Annotated in this window: 19 protein-coding genes and 1 pseudogene; 12 read left to right on the plus strand and 8 right to left on the minus strand. The window is 70.2% G+C overall.

All coding sequences use genetic code 11. The features are described from left to right. Positions 1–443: 443 nt before the first annotated feature. The 8 genes from MKL20_RS05395 (at position 444) to MKL20_RS05430 (ending at position 7,926) form a co-directional block, all read left to right on the plus strand. The gene (locus tag MKL20_RS05395) at positions 444–1,586 is read left to right on the plus strand and encodes an isobutyryl-CoA dehydrogenase (protein ID WP_244035832.1); all 1,143 of its coding nucleotides are present in this window, start codon (positions 444–446) and stop codon (positions 1,584–1,586) included. Beyond that, entirely contained in the window at positions 1,586–2,647 is a 1,062-nt protein-coding gene (locus MKL20_RS05400; protein ID WP_244035833.1) for an enoyl-CoA hydratase/isomerase family protein, read from the plus strand. The genes MKL20_RS05395 and MKL20_RS05400 overlap by 1 nt, the downstream gene beginning before the upstream one ends. Positions 2,648–2,835: 188 nt before the next feature. Then, positions 2,836–3,729 carry a 3-hydroxyisobutyrate dehydrogenase gene (gene mmsB, locus MKL20_RS05405; RefSeq protein ID WP_244035834.1) on the plus strand — a complete coding sequence of 298 codons (894 nt, stop codon included), beginning with the start codon at positions 2,836–2,838 and terminating at the stop codon, positions 3,727–3,729. Beyond that, positions 3,729–4,505, plus strand: coding sequence for an enoyl-CoA hydratase (locus MKL20_RS05410; RefSeq protein ID WP_244035835.1), 777 nt, complete (start codon positions 3,729–3,731; stop codon positions 4,503–4,505). The genes mmsB and MKL20_RS05410 overlap by 1 nt, the downstream gene beginning before the upstream one ends. 15 nt (positions 4,506–4,520) lie before the next feature. Next, the gene (locus MKL20_RS05415; protein WP_244035836.1) at positions 4,521–4,958 is read left to right on the plus strand and encodes a hypothetical protein; all 438 of its coding nucleotides are present in this window, start codon (positions 4,521–4,523) and stop codon (positions 4,956–4,958) included. Between the two features lie 53 nt (positions 4,959–5,011). Next, positions 5,012–6,745, plus strand: a complete 1,734-nt coding sequence (locus MKL20_RS05420; protein ID WP_244035837.1) for an AMP-binding protein — start codon at positions 5,012–5,014, stop codon at positions 6,743–6,745. 124 nt (positions 6,746–6,869) lie between these two features. Next, positions 6,870–7,106, plus strand: a complete 237-nt coding sequence (locus MKL20_RS05425; protein WP_243965807.1) for a hypothetical protein — start codon at positions 6,870–6,872, stop codon at positions 7,104–7,106. A 187-nt stretch (positions 7,107–7,293) separates the two neighbouring features. Beyond that, positions 7,294–7,926 (plus strand): transglutaminase-like cysteine peptidase, encoded by a 633-nt coding sequence (locus MKL20_RS05430; RefSeq protein ID WP_244035838.1) that lies wholly within the window; start codon positions 7,294–7,296, stop codon positions 7,924–7,926. A gap of 387 nt (positions 7,927–8,313) precedes the next feature. Here MKL20_RS05430 and MKL20_RS05435 read toward each other — a convergent pair whose 3' ends face one another. Next, positions 8,314–8,571 carry a hypothetical protein gene (locus tag MKL20_RS05435; protein WP_147940655.1) on the minus strand — a complete coding sequence of 86 codons (258 nt, stop codon included), beginning with the start codon at positions 8,569–8,571 and terminating at the stop codon, positions 8,314–8,316. 321 nt (positions 8,572–8,892) lie between these two features. Between MKL20_RS05435 and MKL20_RS05440 the strand changes: the two genes are divergently transcribed. Beyond that, positions 8,893–9,600, plus strand: coding sequence for a transglutaminase-like cysteine peptidase (locus tag MKL20_RS05440; RefSeq protein WP_244035839.1), 708 nt, complete (start codon positions 8,893–8,895; stop codon positions 9,598–9,600). A gap of 7 nt (positions 9,601–9,607) precedes the next feature. Here the strand turns inward: MKL20_RS05440 and MKL20_RS05445 are convergent, their stop codons facing one another. The 7 genes and pseudogenes from MKL20_RS05445 to MKL20_RS05475 form a co-directional block, all read right to left on the minus strand. After that, a complete protein-coding gene (locus MKL20_RS05445; RefSeq protein ID WP_243965802.1) occupies positions 9,608–9,937 on the minus strand; it encodes a DUF6949 family protein in 330 nt (109 codons plus the stop codon). Positions 9,938–10,065: 128 nt separating this feature from the next. Next, positions 10,066–10,281 carry a DUF3126 family protein gene (locus MKL20_RS05450; protein WP_007565940.1) on the minus strand — a complete coding sequence of 72 codons (216 nt, stop codon included), beginning with the start codon at positions 10,279–10,281 and terminating at the stop codon, positions 10,066–10,068. Between the two features lie 106 nt (positions 10,282–10,387). Then, a complete protein-coding gene (gene cysE, locus MKL20_RS05455) occupies positions 10,388–11,251 on the minus strand; it encodes a serine O-acetyltransferase (protein ID WP_243965801.1) in 864 nt (287 codons plus the stop codon). 326 nt (positions 11,252–11,577) lie between these two features. Next, positions 11,578–12,474: pseudogene (locus tag MKL20_RS05460) on the minus strand (helix-turn-helix transcriptional regulator); the annotation flags it as partial. A gap of 312 nt (positions 12,475–12,786) precedes the next feature. After that, complete coding sequence (locus MKL20_RS05465) at positions 12,787–13,737, minus strand: lytic transglycosylase domain-containing protein (protein ID WP_244035840.1); 951 nt, start codon at positions 13,735–13,737, stop codon at positions 12,787–12,789. 186 nt (positions 13,738–13,923) lie between these two features. After that, the gene (locus MKL20_RS05470; protein ID WP_244035841.1) at positions 13,924–14,745 is read right to left on the minus strand and encodes a Cof-type HAD-IIB family hydrolase; all 822 of its coding nucleotides are present in this window, start codon (positions 14,743–14,745) and stop codon (positions 13,924–13,926) included. Positions 14,746–14,748: 3 nt separating this feature from the next. Beyond that, positions 14,749–15,324: a gluconokinase gene (locus MKL20_RS05475; RefSeq protein ID WP_244035842.1), complete on the minus strand. Its 576-nt coding sequence runs from the start codon at positions 15,322–15,324 to the stop codon at positions 14,749–14,751. A gap of 177 nt (positions 15,325–15,501) precedes the next feature. On the opposite strand from MKL20_RS05475, the gene MKL20_RS05480 reads away from it, so the two are divergent. The 3 genes from MKL20_RS05480 to MKL20_RS05490 form a co-directional block, all read left to right on the plus strand. Then, positions 15,502–15,753: a DUF3072 domain-containing protein gene (locus MKL20_RS05480; protein ID WP_243965794.1), complete on the plus strand. Its 252-nt coding sequence runs from the start codon at positions 15,502–15,504 to the stop codon at positions 15,751–15,753. Between the two features lie 225 nt (positions 15,754–15,978). Further along, positions 15,979–16,230 (plus strand): Flp family type IVb pilin, encoded by a 252-nt coding sequence (locus tag MKL20_RS05485; protein WP_244035843.1) that lies wholly within the window; start codon positions 15,979–15,981, stop codon positions 16,228–16,230. Positions 16,231–16,421: 191 nt separating this feature from the next. After that, the coding region (locus MKL20_RS05490; protein ID WP_244035844.1) for a polysaccharide biosynthesis/export family protein at positions 16,422–17,257 on the plus strand (836 nt) is incomplete at its 3' end.

Here is a 17,257-nt window from a genome sequence, read left to right on the forward strand (position 1 = left end):
ACGATTTCGAGACCCCGTCCGGCGCGAGCCGGGCGGGGTTTTCTTTTGTACCGCGACGACGGCTTGGGCGAGGGGCAGGAGGCTGGATGGGAGCGGCCGGTCGGATGGAGCCCGCCTTATCGAGACGGTTGTGTCGATCACCCCGCTCACGATGCAGCGCGGCGCCCCGGTCCCGGCCGGGCTACGATGTTCACAGATCGGTGCTGACTCAGGCGGACGGCGAGACGAGCGCGCGTGTGCGTCCCCCCTCTGCGGGGGAGCGTGGTACCCGGAGGGGGTCGGCAGAGGGGAGCGACGGTGTAGGATACGGCACTCGCCCTCCGGCCGGCCCTGCTTGATCAGGAAACCGGGCTCCCGCAGCCCGACGCCTGCTGACGCAGGGGACACCCTCCCCCGCAGAGGGGGGAGGGAAGCGTCCGTTCTGACCTATTGGAGTGATGCCCATGAGTTTCGGGCTCGATGAGGACCGGACCGCGATCCGCGAGATGGCGCTTGGCTTCGCGGCCGAGCATATCGCGCCGCACGCCCTCGACTGGGACCGGGACAAGACGTTTCCGGTCGAGACCCTGCGGGCGGCCGCGGCGCTCGGCATGGCCGGCATCTACGTGCGCGAGGATGTCGGCGGCTCGGGCCTGTCGCGGCTCGATGCCGCCCTGATCTTCGAGGCTCTGAGCACCGGCTGCCCGACCGTGGCGGCGTTCCTGTCGATCCACAACATGTGCGCCTGGATGATCGACGCCTACGGGGACGCGGACCAGCGCCAGCGCTGGATCCCGGCCCTGATGAGCATGGAGACCATCGCCAGCTACTGCCTGACCGAGCCGGGCTCGGGCTCCGACGCGGCGGCGCTGCGCACCCGCGCCGAGCGGGACGGCGACCATTACGTGCTCACCGGCGAGAAGCAGTTCATCTCCGGCGCCGGCGTCAGCGACCTCTACGTCTGCATGGTCCGCACCGGTGAGGCGGGGCCGAAGGGCATCTCAGCAATCGTGGTCGAGAAGGGGACGCCCGGCCTCTCCTTCGGCGCGGAAGAGCGCAAGATGGGCTGGAACGCGCAGCCGACCCGGGCCGTGCGGTTCGACGGCTGCCGGGTCCCGGTGGTGAACCGCCTGGGCGCCGAGGGCCAGGGCTTCCGCATCGCCATGAGCGGCCTCGACGGCGGCCGGCTCAACATCGCCGCCTGCGCCCTGGGGGGCGCCCAGTCGGCCCTCGACAAGACGCTGGCCTATATGGGCGACCGGCGCGCCTTCGGGGCCCGGCTCAGCGACTTCCAGGCGTTGCAGTTCCGGCTCGCCGACATGGCGACCGCCCTGGAGGTCTCGCGCACCTTCCTGCGCCATGCCGCCGCGGCCTTGGACGCCAAGGATCCAGCTGCCACGACGCTCTGCGCCATGGCCAAGCGCCACGTCACCGACGCCGCCTTCGAGGTCGCCAACCAGGCCCTGCAACTCCATGGCGGCTACGGCTATCTCGCCGAGTACGGGATCGAGAAGATCGTCCGCGACCTGCGCGTGCACCAGATCCTTGAGGGCACCAACGAGATCATGCGGGTGATCATCGCCCGCGCGCTGACCGGGGGACGCTGATGAGCGATGTGATCGTCGAGCGCGTCGGCGCGCTGGGGCGCCTGCGCCTCGACCGGCCCAAGGCCTTGAACGCCCTGACCCACGGGATGGTCCTGGCGATCGACGCGGCCCTGAACCAGTTCTCGGCCGATCCCGGCCTCGCCGCGGTCCTGCTCACCGGCGAGGGCGAGCGCGGCCTGTGCGCCGGCGGCGACCTGCGCGGCCTGTACGACAGCTCGGGCACCGCCTTCGCGGAAGAATTCTGGCGGGACGAGTACCGGCTGGATTCGCGGATCGCGACTTACGAGAAACCGTTCGTGGCGGTGATGGACGGCATCACCATGGGCGGCGGCGTCGGCCTCGCGGGGCATGCCGCCCACCGGGTCGTCACCGAGCGCTCCCGCGTCGCCATGCCGGAGACCGGCATCGGCTACCTGCCGGATGTCGGCGGCACCTGGCTGCTGCCGCGGGCGCCCGGCCAGATCGGCACCTATCTCGGCCTGACCGGCGAGCCGGTCGGCGCCGCCGACGCGATTTTTTGCGGACTTGCCGACCTGCTGGTGCCCGTGCAGGCGCTGCCCGACCTGATCGACGCGCTCTCGGCGCTGCCCCCCGATGCCGGCGATGCGGGCGTGCGGGACGCGATCGGCCGCCTGGCGCGCGATCCGGGCGAGCCGCCCCTGGCGCAGCATCGCGAGGTCATCGACCGCTGCTTCGCCTTCGACATGGTCGACGAGATCCTGTCCGCCCTGGAGGCGGACGGGTCCGACTTCGCGGCGGCGACCCGGAAGACCCTGCTGACCAAGTCCCCGTCGAGCCTGGTCCTGACCCTCTGCCTGCTGCGCCTCGGCCGCCGCTCGCCCAACCTCGAAGCCTGCCTGGAGCGCGAGTTTCACGCCTCGCTGGCGCTGCTGGAGGAGGGCGATTTCCGCGAGGGCATCCGGGCGGCGGTGATCGACAAGGACAAGAGCCCGCGCTGGAACCCGCCGAGCCTCGACGCGGTCGACCCGGCCCGGATCGCCCGCTGGCTCGAGCCACGGGCGGAGCCGGTGTTTTCTCAAGGCCGCACGGGGCCGGTGTGATGTGAGGCCGCCTCTCCCACCACCCACCTCATCCTGAGGTGCCCGGCGATCCATAGGATCGCTCGGCCTCGAAGGAGCCCTCCAGGTCGCCGCGCGATCCCTGGAGCCCTCCTTCGAGGCGGCTTCGCCGCACCTCAGGATGAGGGGATGGTTGGGAGGGGCACGAACAAGCGAACGGGAGGGGTATGATGGCACAGACCATCGGGTTCATCGGTCTCGGCAACATGGGCGGGCCCATGGCGGCCAACCTCGTGAAGGCGGGGCACACCGTGCGCGGGTTCGACCTGGCACCGGCCTCCCTGGAAACGGCCCAAGCCGCGGGCATCGTGGTGGCGGGCTCGGTCCTGGAGGCGGCCGAGGGGGCGGAGGTGGTGGTCACCATGCTGCCCGCCGGGCGGCATGTGGTCGAGGTCTGGACGCAGCTCGCCGACGCGCTGCCCGCCGGCACCCTGCTGATCGATTCCTCGACCGTGGATGTCGAGAGTTCGCGCAAGGCCCACGGACTCGCCGAGGCGCGGGGCTGCCTGTCGGTGGATGCGCCGGTCTCCGGCGGGACCGGCGGCGCCAAGGCCGGGACGCTGACCTTCATGGCCGGCGGAGCCGAGGCCGCCTTCGCGAAGGCCGAGCCCCTGCTGAAGGCCATGGGCAAGAACGTGTTCCATTGCGGCGCGGCCGGCGCCGGGCAGGCGGCCAAGATCTGCAACAACATGATCCTCGGAATCTCGATGATCGGCGTCAGCGAGGCCTTCGCGCTTGGCGAAAAACTCGGGCTGTCGCACCAGGCGCTCTACGATGTCGCCTCGGTCTCCTCGGGCCAGTGCTGGTCGCTGACCACCTACTGCCCGGTGCCGGGCCCGGTGCCGACCTCCCCGGCCAATGCCGACTACAAGCCCGGCTTCGCCGCCGCGCTGATGCTGAAGGATCTCCGGCTGGCGCAGGCGGCGGCCCTCGCCTCGGGGGCGGCGACGCCGCTCGGCGCCGAGGCGGCGCAGATCTACGGGCTGTTCGAGGGCCTCGGCCACGGGGGAGAGGACTTTTCCGCGATCATCCGTATGCTTCGCGGCCCAGGGAGTGAGTCGTGATGGACGCCTACGAGACGATCCTGACGGAGACGCGCGGGCGCGTCCTGCTGATCACCCTGAACCGCCCGAAGGCGCTCAACGCCATCAACGCGCAGCTCACCGGCGAGGTGATCCGGGCGGCGACCGAGGCGGATGCGGATCCTGGCATCGGCTGCATCGTCATCACCGGCTCGGCCAAGGCCTTCGCGGCCGGGGCCGACATCAAGGAGATGCAGCACGCGACCTACGCGGAGATGTATGCGCAAGACCGCTTCGCCGAATGGGAGCGGTTCACGGCCGTGCGCACGCCGATCATCGCCGCGGTGGCGGGCTACGCGCTCGGCGGCGGCTGCGAGCTCGCCATGATGTGCGACTTCATCCTGGCCGCCGACACGGCGCAGTTCGGCCAGCCCGAGATCAAGCTCGGCGTCATGCCGGGGATCGGCGGCAGCCAGCGGCTCACCCGCTTCGTCGGCAAGTCGAAGGCCATGGAGATGTGCCTGACCGGCCGGATGATGGATTCCGCCGAGGCCGAGCGCGCCGGCCTGGTCTCGCGGGTGATCCCGGCGGACCAGCTCCTCGACGAGGCGCTCAAGGCCGCCGAGACCATCGCGTCCATGTCGCTGCCGATCGCGATGATGACCAAGGAGGCGGTCAACCGCTCCTACGAGACCACCCTCACCGAGGGCGTGCGCTTCGAGCGCCGGGTCTTCCACGCGATGTTCGCCACCAAGGACCAGAAGGAAGGCATGGCCGCCTTCGTGGAGAAGCGGCCGGCCCGGTTCGAGAACACCTGAGCGGGGGCATGGGCGATGGACGTCCTGGACCGCGATAGCGAAGCTCGCTTCGAGATGGCCTTCCCGCGCGCGATCGTCGCCCAGAAGGCGCGCGGGCGGGAGGAGACCATCAACGAGCATCTCGTGAAGCTGCTGGCCTTCGACGCGGCCGCGGAGACACGGGCGGTCTGGCGCAAGGAGCTGATCCGGCATTTCCGGTTCCTGGCGGCGCTGCGGGTCAAGCCCGGCGCGAGCCTTGTCCCGGCCCGGGACTGGTGGACCTGGCTCTATGCCGACCCATTCGACAACAACGAGACCGGCTACACCACCGGCCTGATCGGGCTCAACGCCGACGATTTCCCCCGCAACAGCCGCGCGGTGGAGGCGATCGCCGACGAGATCCGCCATTTCCACGCCGGCATGGTGCAGCGCCTCGCGCGCGGCGAGGCCGGTGAGGACCTGATTCCCGCCTGAGGGCGGGAGGGGCCGGATCTGCCGGCCGAACAAGAACGACGGGGGGAACGACCATGCCTAGCTTCCGGGAGGCCCGCGATCTGCTGCTGGCCCATCGCACCGACTATGCGGCGGCGGTTTCGGCCTTCGCCTGGCCGGACCCGGTGCCGTTCAACTGGGCGCTCGACTGGTTCGACGCCGAGCTCGCCGGTCCCGAGAGCCGCGACCGCACTGCGCTCCACATCGTCGAGGCCGCCAGCGGCGCCGAGCAGAGCCTGACCTTCGGGCAGATGGCGCGCCGGTCCAACCAGGTCGCCAACCACCTGCGCGGGCTCGGGCTGAAGCGCGGCGACCACCTGCTCCTGCTGCTCGGCAACGTCCCGGCCCTGTGGGAGACCATGCTGGCGGCGATGAAGCTCGGGGCCGTGGTCATCCCCGCCACCACCCTGCTTACGGCGGACGAACTCGCCGACCGCCTGGGCCGCGGCCGGCCCCGGGCGATCGTGGCCGGGCCCGAGCAGCTCGGGCGCTTCTCCGGCCTTGAGACCGGCGGCGCGATCCGCATCGTCACCGGCGCGGCGACCGACGGCTGGAGCGCCTACGAGGACGCGTCCGGCGCGCCCGAGACCTTCACACCTGACGGACCCACCGCGGCCGAAGATCCGCTGCTGCTCTACTTCACCTCCGGCACCACCGCGAAGCCGAAGCTGGTGCGCCACAGCCACCGCTCCTATCCGGTGGGGGCACTCTCGACCATGTACTGGCTCGGGCTCCAGCCCGGGGACGTGCATTGCAACGTCTCCTCGCCCGGCTGGGCCAAGCACGCCTGGTCGTCGTTCTTCGCCCCCTGGAATGCCGGTGCGACCATCCTGGTGATCAACCAGGCGCCGTTCAACGCAGCCGCGCTGCTCACGCAATTGGAGCGCACCCGCGCCACCACGCTCTGCGCGCCGCCCACCGTCTGGCGGATGATCATCCAGGAGGACCTGACCAGCCGATCGCTGGCCCTGCGCGAGATCTGCGCCGCCGGCGAGCCGCTGAATCCCGAGGTGATCGAGCGGGTGAAGGACGCCTGGGGCGTCACGATCCGCGATGGCTACGGCCAGACCGAGACCACGGCCCTGATGGCCAACACCCCCGGCCAGCCGGTGGTGCCCGGCGCCCTCGGCCGTCCGCTGCCGGGCTACCGGGTGCGCGTGCTCGACGCCGACGGCGAGCCGGCCTCCGAGGGCGAGGTCTGCCTCGAACTCGGCGTCCACCGCCCCGCCGGCCTGATGCAGGGCTACGACGACGGCATCGGCAACCTGTCTGGCGCGGACGGCGCGCTCTACCACACCGGCGACGTCGCCTTCGTGGACGACCAGGGCTGCTACACCTTCGTCGGCCGCGCCGACGACGTGTTCAAGTCGTCGGGCTACCGGATCAGCCCGTTCGAGCTGGAGAGCGTGCTGATCGAGCATCCGGCGGTGGCGGAAGCCGCGGTGGTGCCGATCCCCGATCCGATGCGCCACACGATCCCGAAGGCCTATGTCTCGCTGGTGGCGGGGGCTTCGGCCGGCCCGGAGACGGCGCTGGACATCTTCCGCTTCACCAACGCCCGGCTGGCGACGTTCAAGCGCCTGCGCGGGCTCGAATTCGTCACCGAGCTGCCCAAGACCATCTCGGGCAAGATCCGCCGGGTGCAGCTGCGCCGCCTGGAGCATGACGGCGTGACCGAGGACCCGCACCGGGGCCGGGCCTACACGCAGGCGGATTTCCCGGAGCTGAAGGGCGAGACGGAGCGCAAGCTCGACCAGACGGCGGGGTGAGGGAGGCCGTCGATCCGGCTTCCGCAACCGGATCGACGATCGTCCCGGGCGCGTGTGAGCCCCTTGCCGTCGCGCCGAGGAGCCCTCAGGTTATCGTCACCGGAACGCTGAGGAATCAGGGTCGATGGCCGACACGTCCGCTCCCGACTCGCTCGATTTCGCCGAGCAGGTCACGCGGGTGCTGCGCGCGATCGAAGAGTCGCAGAAATTCGTGGCCGAGCAGAAGAAGCTGATGGCTGAGGCGGCGAAGCTGGAGCGCGACCGCGCGCTTGCCCCCTGGCAGATCGGTCTCGCCGGGATGGCGGCCGGCGCCGCATTCTTCGGGGCCGGTGCCGCCTTCGTGAAGCTGCTGGGGCCCTGAAGGAACGCTCAAGGTTTCCGGTTTCCGAACCGGAAGCCGCGCATTCGCCGGGGTTCTCAAGTCCCCCGTCGACGTTGTCGCGCTAGAGCCTGCCGCCGCGGGCGAATCGATAAAATTGCGCCGATCCGCTTCAGCGCCGCGGAGGCTCTGCGGCGCAATCCTGTCCTCAGCAGCGAGGACGGGTTCGATGGGTGCGGGGCTTCTCAAGACGGTTCGAGTGACGCTCGCCGGCGCGCTGGTGCTGTTCGGCCTCGCGGTCACCGCCGAGGCCCAGACCCTGGCGAGCCTGCCTTCGGAAACCGGCGCCAAGGTGCTCGGCGACGCCCGCCCGATCGCGGCGTGGGTGACGTTCTGCCAGTCCTACGCGGCGGAATGCACCGTCGACCGGAGCGAGCCGGCCCGCATCAGCCTCAACCCGACGACCTGGGCGACGATCGTCTCGATCAACCGCCGGGTGAACAAGTCGGTCGAGCCGCAGACCGACATGGAGCACCTCCACGTCGCCGACCGCTGGGACCTCGCCGAGGACGGCATCGGCGATTGCGAGGATTTCCAGCTGCTCAAGCGCCACCTGCTGGCCGAGGCCGGCCTGCCCCGGCGGGCGATGCGGATGACCGTGGTGATCGACGAGAAGGGCGAGGGCCACGCGGTCCTGACCCTGATCACCGACCGCGGCGACCTGATCCTCGACAACAAGACCAGCGTGATCGAGGCCTGGCACAAGACCGGCTACGTGTTCATCAAGCGCGAGAGCCAGGACGCGACGGCCTGGGTGTCGCTCGGCGGCGTCACCTCTCCGGTCACCACGGCGAACCGCTGATCGAGCTTTCGGCCAGCCAGCAAGTCAGGGGTTTCCAAAGGGCGTCAGGCCCAGCCATTTCAAGGTGTCTGGCCCCGTGCGCGTCGTAGGATCGGGGCTCCCGAGCAGATCACGCGCGCCCCTTTCCCGGACAGGTGAAGCGAAGCGGAACCTGATCCGGGACCCAGCACACGAAGCGCCGCGCCAGCGGCACAGGCTGATCAGACGGACGCTTCGCGCCGTCATGTGCTGGGTCCCGGGTCGCATTCCGCTGACGCTGCATGCGCCCGGGAAAAGGGCCGGGCAGACCGGCCCGACGCCATGTCCTGACTCTCAGCCCAATACCTTGAAAGGGCAGGGCCTCAGGCCCTTTGGCAGGGTTCGGGACAGCGTCCCGAGAAGTCTTCGTCAGGCGGCGCGGCTCAGCGAGGGCTGCGCGAGGGTCGCCACGAAGGTCTCGACCCGGCCGATGAAGCCGGCCAGATGCGGGGCGATGCCCCGGAGGCTGGCCAGGTCGCGGACCAGGATGTCGCGCGACAGGGCGCGGTCGCCCTCGGTGGGCGAGCCGGCGAGGTAGGCTTCCACGGCATGCTCGGCGATGCCGATGGCACCGGCCCTGCCATCCTCGGCGAGCGCTCTGATCACCTGCTGGATGGCGGGCTGCATCGTGAAATCCTTCTCTGGCCTGACGGCGATCCCGCGTTGGGATGGCCGGGTTCTTGCGAAGCTTCTGATCCACCCGCGAATCTCAGCGCGGAGCTCCCCTGTCTCAAGCCGGCAAAGCTCGGTGGAATCAAGACTTTCCGGAGAGGAGCAGGGCGGCCATTCCGCCAGCGCATGCTGTGGATTGCAGCGACGCGGATGCAACACCTTCTTGGCGTGGAACCAATCCCCGGCTTCGGGCGTTCACCCCGCCACCTTTAGCCATTGTGCGTTGCACGCGCGCGTGTCACCTTCCCGTCATCATCGGTCGGTGGGGCGTGATCCATGCGGCACGCGGATGGTGGGATTCCGGCTCTCGCGCTCCTCGCGCCGCACTGGCGCGGATGGTCGACGCCGCTACGCCGAGCCCGCCAAGTCGCGAGCCTCGCCCTGGTCGGCACGATCCTGATGCTGGGCGGCGCCAACACCCACGCCCATGCGCGTCTGACCCTGCCGGAGGGGGCGACCGCCCCCGAAGCCAACGGCCCCGTCGGCGCGATCACCGGCTGGACCGAATTCTGCGGGCGCATGCCGGAGGAGTGCACCATCGACGCCGCGCAGCCGGCCGCGATCCCGCTCACCGTGGCGGTGTGGCGGACGCTGCGCAGCGTCAATCACCGGGTCAACAGCCGCATCCGGCCGATCACCGACCAGGCGCATTGGGGTGTGGTCGACCGCTGGGATTTTCCGGATGACGGGTTCGGCGATTGCGAGGATTACCAGCTGCTGAAGCGTCGTATGCTGGCCGAGCGCGGCCTGCCCCGGCGGGCCCTGCTGATGACCGTGGTGATCGACGAGACCAATGCCGGCCACGCGGTGCTGACGGTGCGCACCGATCAGGGCGATCTCATCCTCGACAACAAGACCGACGCGATCCGCCCGTGGCGGCGCACCGGCTACAGCTTCATCAAGCGCGCGGGCCAGGACGGGACGGCGTGGGTCTCCCTGGAGGGCCGGGACGGGGCAGCGCAGGTAGCGACCGCGGAGCCCTGATGGGTCCTCAGGCGCCGACCAGCATCGCCGCGAGGTCGAGGGCGACCCGGCCCGAGAGCAGGCCCCAGCCGCAGGCGATGACGGTGGCCAGCATCACGAACGGCATCGGGCGGCCCTCGATCTTCCGGCCGCGCAGGGTGTTGCGCAGAATGATGAACGGGGCCGAGAAGGCCAGCATCGGCAGGGCCGCCACTGCGGGCAGGCCGCCCCGCTCCAGCAGGCTGAAGCTCGCGCGCCGGGCGGCGAACAGCTCGAAGGCGCTGGCGATCAGCCCGGACAGGGCGAGGCCGATGAACAGGGTCCGGATCGATTCGAGGGCCGCAGGCGTGAGGACCATTATTCGCGCTCCTGAAAAGGCTGCGCGCAGTTTAGCCACACGGTTTACTGATTGTTAAGCAATCACGCGGGTTAGCCTTAACCCGTACACAGGCGCGGGCCGGTGGAACCCGGCCCGCGATGCGCGCGTCAGGCCTCTTCCTCGAGGTCGATGTCGAGGATCGCCATGCGGAAGACGAAGGAATCGTCGCCGTCCTCCTTGTCGTCGGCGATGACGCCGATCGACTCCTCGCCGATGAACACCTCGGCGGAATCGCCGGTCTTCATCGCGGTCAGGCGGATGTTGTTGTTGGCGAACTTGCGGCGCAGGTAGTCCTGCAGCTTCGCGGTCTCGGCTTTGGTCACGCTGTCTGGCCTCCCATGGCGACGATGACGGTGCGGCGCTGGCGCCCGGATCGGCGGAGGGCTTGCCACGCAAGCGGCGGAGCGGCAAGCGCAGCCTCGTCGGGTGTCAGATCCCGTCGCCGACATGGATGAACTGATCGAGGGCGACCAGCTGGTCCATGGCCCGGGCCGGATCGTCGCAGCCCGCGGTGCCGACGACGCGGGCCGGCACGCCGACCACCGTGGTGTTGGCTGGGACCGGCCGCAAAACCACCGAGCCCGCCGCCACCCGGGCGCAGGCGCCGACCTCGATATTGCCCAGGATCTTGGCGCCGGCGCCGATCATCACGCCGCGGCGGATCTTGGGATGGCGGTCGCCGCGCTGCTTGCCGGTGCCGCCGAGCGTCACCCCGTGGAGGATCGACACGTCGTCCTCGATCACCGCGGTCGAGCCGACCACGAGGCCGGTGGCATGGTCGAGGAACACGCCCCGGCCGATGCGGGCGGCTGGGTGGATGTCGCACTGGAACACCTCGGAGACCCGGCTCTGCAGGTAGAGCGCGAGGTCGCGCCGCCCCCGGGTCCAGACGTGGTGGGCGAGGCGATAGGCCTGGAGCGCGTGAAAACCCTTGAAGTACAGGACCGGCTCCAGCGCCCGCAGGGTGGCGGGGTCCCGATCGATCACCGCACCGATATCGGCCCGGAACGCCTGACCGATGGCGGGATCCGCCGCGATCGCCTCGTGGAACGCGTGAGCGACGAGTTCGGCCGGCAGCGACGGGTGCCCCAGCCGGGCCGCGACCCGGTGGGCGACGGCACCCTCCAGGGTAGCGTGGTTCAGGATCGTCGCGACGATGAAGGAGGCGAGCTGGGGCTCGGTACGCAGCACGTCCTCGGCCTCGGCGCGCAGCCGCGACCAGACCGGATCGCAGACCGCGAGGTCGCCCGCATCGCGGTTGAAGGCTGGGCTGAGGGCTGGACTGGCGCTCATGGACGGTGGCTCATGATCGAGATGTCGGGCTCGCTGTTCCGACGGCGGATCCGGCCCCGTCGCCCGGTCCGGCCGGGCGCTGCAGCGAAGCCCTGGTACGGCAACGAGCGAGGTGAAGGACCCCGCCGTCGCGGGTGATCCTAGCACATCGTCCTACAGGCGAAGCCATGCGCAAGGCGCTTGGTCTCATGCATCGTGCGTTCCGAAACTTGGCGGACCTGGGTGAGACGATGCCATAGCGTGGTGCGCCGCACCACGTCGATCAAGGGTCACGCGCCCGAGGGAGATGCCGCACCGGCGTCCCTGTCACCGGTTCCGGAAGCCGCTCAGCCGGCGACGACCGCCTCGCCGAACCGCGCCTCGATCGCCGTGGTCAGCCGGTCGACCATGGTCTGGAGCGGGATGTCGGAGGTGTCGACCGTGGCCGAGGCCCGGGCGTAGAGCGGCTCCCGGCTCGCCAGCACGGCGCGCAGCTCCTGCATCGCCGAGGCATGGTCGCCGGTGGTGGCCAGGTGCCCCTGCTCGCGCACCCGGCTCATATGCTCCTCGGGGCGGGCGCGGAGCCAGATCGTGTAGAACGCCTGGAGCAACAGGTCGTAAGTCAGCGGCTCGGCGACGATGCCGCCGCTGGTCGCCAGGATCAGCGGCCCCGGATGCTCGGTCAGCCGGCGGAGCGCCGCCTGTTCCAGCCGGCGGTAGCCCTCCTGGCCGTAGATCGCGAAGATCTCCTGCACCGAGAGCGCGTTCTCGCGCTCGATCTCGGCGTTCAGCTCGACGAAGGTCCAGCCCAGGCGCTCCGCCGCGAGCTTGCCCAGGGTCGACTTGCCGGCGCCGCGCAGGCCGATCAGCGCCACGCGCAGGCGGCCGCTCGATTCCTGCCGGCTGCCGCCGGACAGAGCTTCCTTGGCAGCGGCGATCTGGGCCGGGGTCGCCTGACCGAGGAGATCGCGGACAACCGGCCAGTCGGGCAAGCCGTCATTGCCGGTGATCAGGTCGTCGAGGCGCACGCCCATGGCGTTGGCGACCCGCCGCAGCAGGATGATCGAGACGTTGCCCTGCCCGCCCTCGAGCTGCGCGATGTAGCGCTCCGACAGGCCCGAGGTCTGGGACAGCACCTTGCGCGACAGGCCGCGCACGGTGCGCGCGTGTCTGACGCGCCGCCCGAGATCCGTGAGAAAGAGCGATTCCTGTTCCAACACGCCGGTCATGGCGTCGTCCGCTTTCCTGCCAGCCCGAAAGCAGAGTGCTTGCCCTGCATGTCTGCCACTTCAAGATGAATTCTGATTCGCACCCGCGGATCGAGCGGGTGCTGCCCGACTGTTCGTACGAAGCCCGGCGTGTCCTGCCCTGGAATCTGTATTTCACCGCCTGTGCCCGGCGGCTTCGATCGATCGACGGGCCAGTGCCGCGTCGATCCACTCCTGTTGCTGGCGTGGCGCCTATGTGTTGCGGAACGGCCCGGTGGTCAAGCCTTGAGCAGGATCATCGTGTGGGCAGACGTGAGACAAGCGCTGGTTGTTTAGCCTGGCGCAACGTCACTCGACCGGGATGGCCGTGGCCTCACGGACGGGTGTGGCGGCGGCGGCGGGGGCGCGGCGCGGCGTGGCCGCGGCCAGCAACTGGATCGACGGCCGGCGCGGCGGCAGCGGCACTTCGATCGCCTCGGCGCCCGAGGCCGTCGCGGCCGCTTGCGTCATCGCGGCCGTCTCGGCTTGCGGCGAGAGGCGCAGCTCGGCGAGCTGAGCCGGTGCGGCCTCCGCCATTGCGGCGCCGAGTCCGGCCGGGCGGCGCGGCGGCAGCGGTACCTCCACGGCCTCAGCCGAGGCCATCTGCACGACCGGGCTCGCGGCTGCGGCGGCCGGCTCGACCGTGAGGCTCGCATATTCGGCCGGGCCGTTGAGGGCGACCGGGCGCCGGGGCGGCAGCGGGACCTCGACCGTCTCGGTCGGCACCGCCGCCACCGCGGCGGCGGTCGGCGCATAGGCCAGGGCCGCCGAAGCGGCGGTGGAATCGCTGACGCCGCCGCCGAACAGGCTCGCCAGGGCGCTGGCCGAAGCCGCCACGGGGGCCACCACCGAGGCGACCTCGCTGGAGATGCCCTGGCGCTTGGCGGCGTAGTAATAGCCGCGGTTGTAGTACTGGTAGGCTTGGCTGACGTTGCCCTGGGCGGTGCGATAGGCCCCCGCCAGGTAGGCGACGCCGTAGCGCAGGTTGGTCGCCGGATCGAGGAGCCCCGCGGCGTCGCCGGTATAGCCGAGGCTGCGGGCCGTCGCGTGCTTGATCTGCATCAGCCCGAGGGCGCTGCCGCCCTTCGCGTTCGGATTGTAGTTGCTCTCGCGCTTGACCACCGCGTGGACGAAGCTCGCCGGGACGCCGTTCGCCTTGGCCTGCTGCTCGATCAACGCGTCGATGTTGTCGCGCGGGGCCTGCCCGAAGGCGGCGACGGGCGCGACCGCGAGAGCGGCAGCCAGGAGAAAGCGATGCATTCCGAGACCCGGTCCAGCTTGTTCTGGTCAAGCTAGGTCGCGGGGAAATGAGGCCGGAAAGCGGCCCGGATTCGTCAGCCTGTGGGCGACGGAGGCGTCGGGTGCGTCTGTGCTTCGCCGGCCACAGGCACGGACCGTCCGGTTAACCATCCTGCTTATCCACAGGGCGCTGCGCCCAGAGGGCGGTCACGGCAGGATGAAGCGCTCGACTCCGTGCGCGAAGCCATCGGCACCGTTGCTGTCCGTGACGGCGCTGGCGGCGGATTTCACGGCCGCCTCGGCGTTGCCCATCGCTACGGAAAAACCGCTGCGGGCGAACATCGGCCGGTCGTTGCCGGCATCCCCGAAGGTCGCGATCCGCTCGGGCGGGATGCCGAGATGGCGGCTCATCCAGGTCACGAACCGGCCCTTGTCGAGCCCGGGGGGCGTCACGTCGAGGTAATAGGCCTGCGAGCGGTGCACGGTGGCGCGGTCGGCGAGCGCCGCCCCAATCCGGTCCTCGCAGGCGGCGAGATGGGCGTGATCGCGGCTGACCCCGACGATCTTCGAGACCGCGCTCATGAGCGTCCCGAGATCTGCGACCACGCGCGGCTCTGCGCCGATCGTCCGGCGCTCGAGATCGGTATAGGGGCCGTTCGGGTCGCGCAGACACCAAGCGCTCTCGGCGAAGACCCACACGTCGAGGTTCTCGGCTTCGAGCTGCGCCAGGGCCGCCCGGGCGGCGGCTTCCGGGATCAGCTGCGCCTCGATGGTCGAGAGGTCCGGCCGGACGACGCTCGCGCCGTTGAACGCGCCCATCGGCAGGTCGAGGCCGAGTTCGGCCACGAGGTTCTTGAGGCCGAGCGGCGGCCGCGCCGACGCGATGCTGAACCCGATCCCGGCCGCCCGCAGCCGCTTCACCGCGGCGATGGTCGAGGCGGCGAGGCTCTTGTCGTCGGCCACGAGCGTGCCGTCGACATCGGAGATGACCAGGGCGATCCCGGCTGCCTTCTGCGAATCCACCGCCATGGCTCAGGTCCTTCCGGCTCGGGTGCGGGCGTCTTCGGCGAGCTGCGCCACGACGCTGTCGACGATGGCCTCCGGCGGCGCGTCGATCCCCACGGTGATCGGGTGCTCGTCGGGGCCGGGGATCTCCAGGGTCGCGAACTGGCTGTCGAGCAGGCGGGGCGACATGAAGTGGCCGTGGCGCTCGGCGAGGCGCTTGGCGACCAGGGCCCTGTCCCCATCGAGGTAGACGATGCGCACGCGCCGGCTGCCACCGGTGAGCACGTCCCGGTACGCCCGGCGCAGGGCCGAGCAGACGACCACGCCGGACTCACCGGCCTCCAGCCGGTGCCGGATCCAGACCGCGATCCGGGCGAGCCATGGCGCGCGATCCTCGTCGTCCAGGGCGTGGCCGGCATGCATCTTCGCCACGTGCTCGGGGGTGTGGAAGCTGTCGCCATCGACGAAGATCCAGCCGAGCCGTTCCGCGATCAGGGCGCCGATCGTGCTCTTGCCCGAGCCCGAGACCCCCATCACCACCAGGACCTGCGCCGCGCCGGCCGCCGCTTCGGCCTCGTTCTGAATCCGACTCTCCGAGGCCATCCGGACCACCGTGCTCAGGGGCGCGACCGCGCGCCGCGCGCTTCATCAATAGGATCGGGGGCCGGGAAGGAAAGGTTTCTGGGGAACACCGACCCCCGCCTCGATATCCTCCGGAACCCTGGGAAGGGCCCCGCGTTCTCGTTGGCGAAGACGGAACATTTCAGGAACGGGAATCCCATGGCCAAGGCAGCCGACAAGCACGACGCGACCCAGGAAAACCCGAAGACCGATCCGAAGGACGTGTCGAACCAGATCAAGGATCCGGATCAGTGGACCACGGGCGGCGAGCCGATGACCGGGGCGCAGGCTTCGTATCTTAAGACCCTGTCGGAAGAGGCCAAGCAGCCGGACGCGTTCGACGCCGACATCGACAAGGCCGAAGCCTCCAAGCGGATCGACGATCTGCGCCACAAGGCCGGCCACGCCTGATTTCTTGAGGGGCTCGCAGTTCGAGACACGCCGGTTCTGAACGGATGCATTCGCGAGGGTCGGGACCTGTCCAGGTCTCGGCCCTTCGCTGTTTTGGAATTCGGCGCCGAAAACCCCTTGTTTCGGCGGCTCCATTAAGCCGGCGGCAATGGAGGCTGCGCTAGACGGTGCCAGTGCGGCGCGTCCGCCCAAGCGGCCGGGGGGCAGCGGGAATCGGAGTCACGGATGGCTGAGCCGAGCTGCGACAGGCCTGGGGGATGTCTCGGACGATCCCGCATCCATGCCCGCGAGCGCGCTTGGCAGGCCGCCTTCGGCGCTACGCGGTTCGCCCGCGATACGCGGGGCTCCACGGCGATGGAATACGCCCTGATCGGCGCCCTGATCTTCGTCGTCGTGGCGGGCAGCATCCGATACTACGGTTCCCGGATGATCCCGATCTACAATCAGATCAGCAGTGCGGTGACCCAGGCCAACTGAACCCGGCTGTCCGCCGCCCGATCCTTGCGCACGCCGCACAATGATCCCGTGTCTGCCCCGAAAAAGCTGTGCTTAGCGAGGATGAAACCGCTCTCTCGCCCGTCGCGGGCGCAGTGTGGCCCACCCGCTACGGACACCCTAGCCGCTATGGGCTAGGCACGGGCTCGGCAAAACCGATGGGCAACATCTGGATGCGCAAACTTCCCCTCGCTCTGCTCGCCATGACGGCGATGTCGGGCTGCACCTATCTGCCCGCTGCGGGGCCGACGGCGAGCGCGATCGAGGCGGGCGCGGAAGTCGCGACCGCCGACGGTGGCACGCTCGCCCGCTACGAGATCATCGACGTCACCCCCTCTGTGATCGAGGCCCTGCGCGGCCGCCCGCTGGACAGCCTGCTCGCCTCCTTCGGCGACCACCGCCCCTCGACCGAGCCGGTGATCGGCATCGGCGACATGGTCTCGGTCTCGGTCTGGGAGGCCGGCTCCGGGGGCCTGTTCTCCGGACCGCTGGTCGCCGACCGGTTCTCCGCCGGCTCCAAATCCGCCCTCATCCCCGAGCAGCCGGTCGGCCGCGACGGCGCGATCTCGGTGCCCTATGCCGGGCGCATCAAGGTCGCCGGCCGCCGGCCCCAGGACGTCCAGGGCCTGATCGAGAACGAGCTCGCCGGCAAGGCCATCCAGCCGCAGGTGCTGGTCTCGGTCACGCGGCCGATCTCGCAGGCCGTGACCGTCACCGGCGAGGGCGCGGCCGGTGCCCGCCTGCCGCTCTCGGGCCACGGCGACCGCATCCTCGATGTGATCGCGGCCGCCGGCGGCAACCGCTCGCCGGTGTCGGAGACCTTCGTGCGCCTGTCGCGCGGGCCGCTCACCGCGACCGTGCCGCTGACGACCGTGGTGTCGAACCCGAAGGAAAACATCTACCTGCGGCCCAACGACGTGCTGACCCTGGTGCGCGATCCGCAGACCTTCCTGGCGGTGGGCGCGCTCGGCCAGGCGACCGAGCTGCCGTTCCAGGCCGACGGCATCAC

The sequence above is a fragment of the Methylobacterium sp. E-066 genome (assembly GCF_022829635.1).
Lineage (GTDB): Bacteria > Pseudomonadota > Alphaproteobacteria > Rhizobiales > Beijerinckiaceae > Methylobacterium.